Origin of the sequence: Halomicronema sp. CCY15110 (assembly GCF_016888165.1) — a bacterium.
Taxonomy (GTDB): Bacteria; Cyanobacteriota; Cyanobacteriia; order Phormidesmidales; family Phormidesmidaceae; genus Halomicronema.
The window spans coordinates 1-4,048 of sequence record NZ_JACSWC010000126.1 but is presented as its reverse complement, the minus strand read 5'-3'; the positions used below and the strand labels follow the sequence as shown (position 1 = coordinate 4,048).

The following is a 4,048-nucleotide window of genomic DNA, read 5'->3' as shown; positions in this document are numbered from 1 at the left end:
CTGGGCCGAATTAAACGTCGAATCAGTCGAACCAGTCGCTGATTTCGACTCCGCTCAATCAGCTAGGTTTCCTCCCTAGCAGACAGTTGAGGGTTGAGCAGAGTCGAAACCCGTCTACGAAATAATTGTGCCTGCCCACTTACACAGTGCTCTGTACGTCTCAGTTTTATGGAGCCCAGGGCTGATTCCCTGGCCTGTTTTATTTGCGTGGGGGCTACTGGCTGATATTCGTGGACTTGCGGTGCAGCCAGCATGATCAGCCAACAGCACCAAGCCGGACTAACGGTTGGGCCATGGGTCAACTGGGGGCTGGGGCTGTCATGGTTTGACGTGACTTGTGACGCACTACGAGTGGGCAGCGATCGCTGGCCGCCCCGTCGCCGCTAAAACAAGAAGTAGCGCTGGGCCATCGGGAGCACGTCGGCGGGCTCACAGGTGAGTAGTTCCCCATCGGCACGGACTTCGTAGGTTTCGGAGTTGACCTCCATGTGGGGCTGGTAGGTGTTGAGCTTCATGTCGGCTTTGCGGAGGCTGCGAATGGTGTGCACCGCTTCGGGGGGTTTTTGCAGGCCGATTTGGGCCGCGACGCCTGCTTCGATGGCGGCCTGAGACATAAAGCTGACGCTGGTGGCGGCGATCGCCCCCCCATAGCTGCCGAACATGGGCCGTATGTGCACCGGCTGCGGAGTGGGAATGCTGGCGTTCGGGTCGCCCATCTGCGCCCAGGCGATCGCGCCGCCCTTGATCACAATTTCTGGCTTGACTCCAAACATGGCGGGTTTCCAGAGACATAAATCCGCCAGCTTGCCCTCCTCGACGGAACCGATGATGTGGGAAACCCCGTGGGTAATGGCCGGGTTAATGGTGTACTTAGCGATGTAGCGCTTGGCTCGGTGATTGTCATTGCGATCGCTATCTTCAGACAGCGCCCCCCGCTGTACCTTCATTTTGTGGGCGGTTTGCCAGGTGCGGATGATGACCTCGCCCACGCGGCCCATCGCCTGAGAGTCGGACGAAATCATGCTGAATGCGCCCAAATCGTGCAGGATGTCTTCGGCGGCAATGGTTTCGCGGCGAATGCGGGACTCGGCGAAGGCCACGTCTTCGGGAATGCTGCGGCTGAGGTGGTGACACACCATCAGCATGTCGAGGTGTTCTTCCAGCGTGTTGGTGGTGTAGGGCCGGGTGGGATTGGTGGAGGACGGCAGCACGTTGCTCTCGCCACAGACCTTGATGATGTCGGGTGCGTGACCGCCCCCGGCTCCTTCGGTGTGATAGGTGTGAATCGTCCGACCTTTGAAGGCGGCGATCGTGTCTTCGACGAAACCGGATTCGTTCAGAGTGTCCGTGTGGATGGCGACCTGCACGTCATAATCTTCGGCCACATTGAGACAGGTATCGATCGCGGCTGGAGTCGTGCCCCAGTCTTCATGCAGCTTCAGGCCCACTGCACCCGCTTCCACTTGCTCTCGCAGTCCGGGCTGTAGCGCACTGTTGCCCTTCCCCATAAAGCCAAAGTTCAGCGGGAAGGCGTCGATCGCCTGATACATGCGCCAGATGTGCCAGGGGCCGGGAGTGCAGGTGGTGGCGTTCGTCCCCGTTGCTGGGCCGGTGCCGCCGCCAATCATGGTGGTGACGCCGGAAGCGATCGCTGTCTCAATTTGCTGCGGACAAATGAAGTGAATGTGGGCATCGATACCACCAGCGGTGAGGATCAGGCCCTCGCCCGCGATCGCTTCGGTGCTCGGCCCTACGATGATATCGACATGGTCTTGAATGTAGGGGTTGCCCGCTTTGCCGATTTTGGTAATGCGGCCATCTCTGATGCCGATGTCAGCTTTGACGATGCCCCACCAGTCCAAAATCAGGGCATTGGTGATGACGGTATCCACCGCGCCATCCGCCCGCGAAATCGGGGACTGGCCCATGCCATCGCGAATCACTTTGCCGCCGCCAAACTTCACTTCGTCCCCATAGGTGGTGAAGTCGCGCTCGACCTCAATAATCAGGTCGGTATCGGCCAGCCGCACGCGATCGCCCACGGTCGGCCCGTAAGTCTCAGCATAGGCGCGGCGATCCATCCGGTAACTCATGGGCAATCCTCAAAAAATGCGTTCCACAGATGAACTGTAGAGATAAGTGGCCCGCTTAACCGCTAAATCGCCTACAGTCGGCATTATTCTACGGCGACTTGAGCGGCCAGCGGGGGAGTTTCGAGGTTTTGTAATGAATTGAGGCGAGACGATACAAGCGGGGAAAGGCGGAGTTGACGGTCTGTGTGGAAGCGGCTCAGGGGGTGGGGCGATCGTGTGAGGGGAGCGCGATCGCCCAACGCAGTAAGGTCGCAGTCACAATCACCCTTTCCCACAGCAAACACACCTAACCGATCAAGACAATATTCAAGCATCCTCGACTCTAGACTGCGAGCCACCTACTCGACGCAACTGTCGCGAACCCAAATGTCATCTTCTTTCGCAACGACGAATTGGCAGAGCCAGTAAGGATATTTGCATAACATGGGTTCCTCGCAGCGGCTCTGGCATGGCTCGCGCTGAAGTGTAGCGGCGGGAGAAAACCTTAAATATCCACTAATAATCTCTGTTGTGTCCTCTTTCCCGTCATGTTGAGCGGCTGACAGCTTCCATTATTTACGGCTTTTCCAGTAGCCAGGTTCACGGCTGCAATGCATGACCGCCAAAATCAGAACGTAGTCTTGTTCAATCGTATAAAGGACGCCATAAGGAAACCGCCGCGCCATGCACCGCCGAACGTCTTCATCAATGGCAGCATAGCGAGTTGGAGATTCTTTGATCCGATAGACTGTGTCTTCAATTGCAGTGATGAATGCTTGCGCAACCTCAACTCTTTGCTCTGCGTAGTATTGAACGGCTTCAGCGTACTCCCGCAGTGCTTCAGGATGAAAGACGTACCTCATGGTTCAATCAGTCGTCTGACCTGCGCTAAGGCATCTTCACCGGGAATGGGTTGAACAGCACCCTCTCGCACTTCATCTCTACGACGCTTAGCAGTAGTTGACCAAGCGGCTTGAATGGCTGAGTCAGCCTCAAACTCTAGGCTTTCCACCAATTTGTCGGCAAGCAGTGCTCTGGACTCATGAGGCAGGGACAGTAATTCTTCAGTCAGTTGCTCAATTGACCGCATATTCCCTCTCGAAGCATTGAGTTGCGATACAAGTATTCTATATCAAGGCCCTTGGCCTCTAAATTCGAGGTACTGCACAAGACTTCACTGCATGCCGCGCAATGCTTTTTGAGCACAGCAGATTAGCTTTAAGCACGGTGCAGATCGCTCAACATAGTAAGGTCGCAGCCACCACCGCCCTCACGTTGAGTATCGTCGCCGCCCGAGTCTCAATACCTGGGAAACAGTCATTTACCAAACGGATAATTTTGCCGTTCTTAACAGCATTGATGTGCAGTTTGCGATCGCTGAACTGTATCACAGACTAGATAACTGAGGGGAAGGTGCGATCGGCCAATAGCCCCACAGTATTTGTGTCATCGTTGTCAGCGATCGCCAAACTTCGCAGGGTCGCAGCCACCACCGCCCTCTCCTTGAGACAACACGCCTCATCTTGCCTGCCTGGAATCTAAAACACCCTCACCTCTGAACTGGGAGAAACCAATTCGACACAACTGTCACAAATCCGAGGATCATTTCTTCGTCATAACAAAGCCTGAAAACCAGCGACTACATGTGAGTAGTTGCGTCCCAAGCCACTGACTAACACCTGAATTTAGAGGCGCGTTTTATGCAACCAAGTGAAGTACTTGTACAGCAACGTAAACTTCGCGATTTGGATCGTCATTGATGTGAAACCGATATTGATACCAACCTTCTTCCATTTCCTCGACAAAGCCCTGATAGTTAGGATGCTCTGAAGTGACATCCCGGATTGTTTTCAAAACTTGGCTGAACTCTTTGTTGGTTACGAACATCACCACCGCTACCTTATACCAATTCTCTATAAAGCTGCATAGAATAGAGCCTCAAGGATAAAGTCATAGCCGGTCAAGGAGGCGATGGC

At 54.8% G+C, this 4,048-nt stretch carries 5 protein-coding genes; 1 reads left to right on the top strand and 4 read right to left on the bottom strand.

What is annotated here, in order from left to right; all coding sequences use genetic code 11:
* Positions 1 to 252 precede the first annotated feature (252 nt).
* Positions 253 to 387 carry a hypothetical protein gene (locus JUK32_RS27870; RefSeq protein WP_255538001.1) on the top strand — a complete coding sequence of 45 codons (135 nt, stop codon included), beginning with the start codon at positions 253 to 255 and terminating at the stop codon, positions 385 to 387.
* On the opposite strand, the gene ureC is transcribed toward JUK32_RS27870, so the two are convergent.
* The 4 genes from ureC to JUK32_RS02005 form a co-directional block, all read right to left on the bottom strand.
* A complete protein-coding gene (gene ureC, locus JUK32_RS02020) occupies positions 384 to 2,093 on the bottom strand; it encodes an urease subunit alpha (protein WP_204137182.1) in 1,710 nt (569 codons plus the stop codon). The two genes, JUK32_RS27870 and ureC, sit on opposite strands and share 4 nt — an antisense overlap.
* Positions 2,094 to 2,644: 551 nt before the next feature.
* On the bottom strand, positions 2,645 to 2,935 hold the full coding sequence (locus JUK32_RS02015) for a type II toxin-antitoxin system RelE/ParE family toxin (protein ID WP_204137181.1): 291 nt from the start codon (positions 2,933 to 2,935) through the stop codon (positions 2,645 to 2,647).
* The gene (locus tag JUK32_RS02010; RefSeq protein ID WP_204137180.1) at positions 2,932 to 3,162 is read right to left on the bottom strand and encodes an addiction module protein; all 231 of its coding nucleotides are present in this window, start codon (positions 3,160 to 3,162) and stop codon (positions 2,932 to 2,934) included. The genes JUK32_RS02015 and JUK32_RS02010 overlap by 4 nt, the downstream gene beginning before the upstream one ends.
* A gap of 608 nt (positions 3,163 to 3,770) precedes the next feature.
* Positions 3,771 to 3,959 carry a hypothetical protein gene (locus JUK32_RS02005; RefSeq protein WP_204137179.1) on the bottom strand — a complete coding sequence of 63 codons (189 nt, stop codon included), beginning with the start codon at positions 3,957 to 3,959 and terminating at the stop codon, positions 3,771 to 3,773.
* Positions 3,960 to 4,048 lie beyond the last annotated feature (89 nt).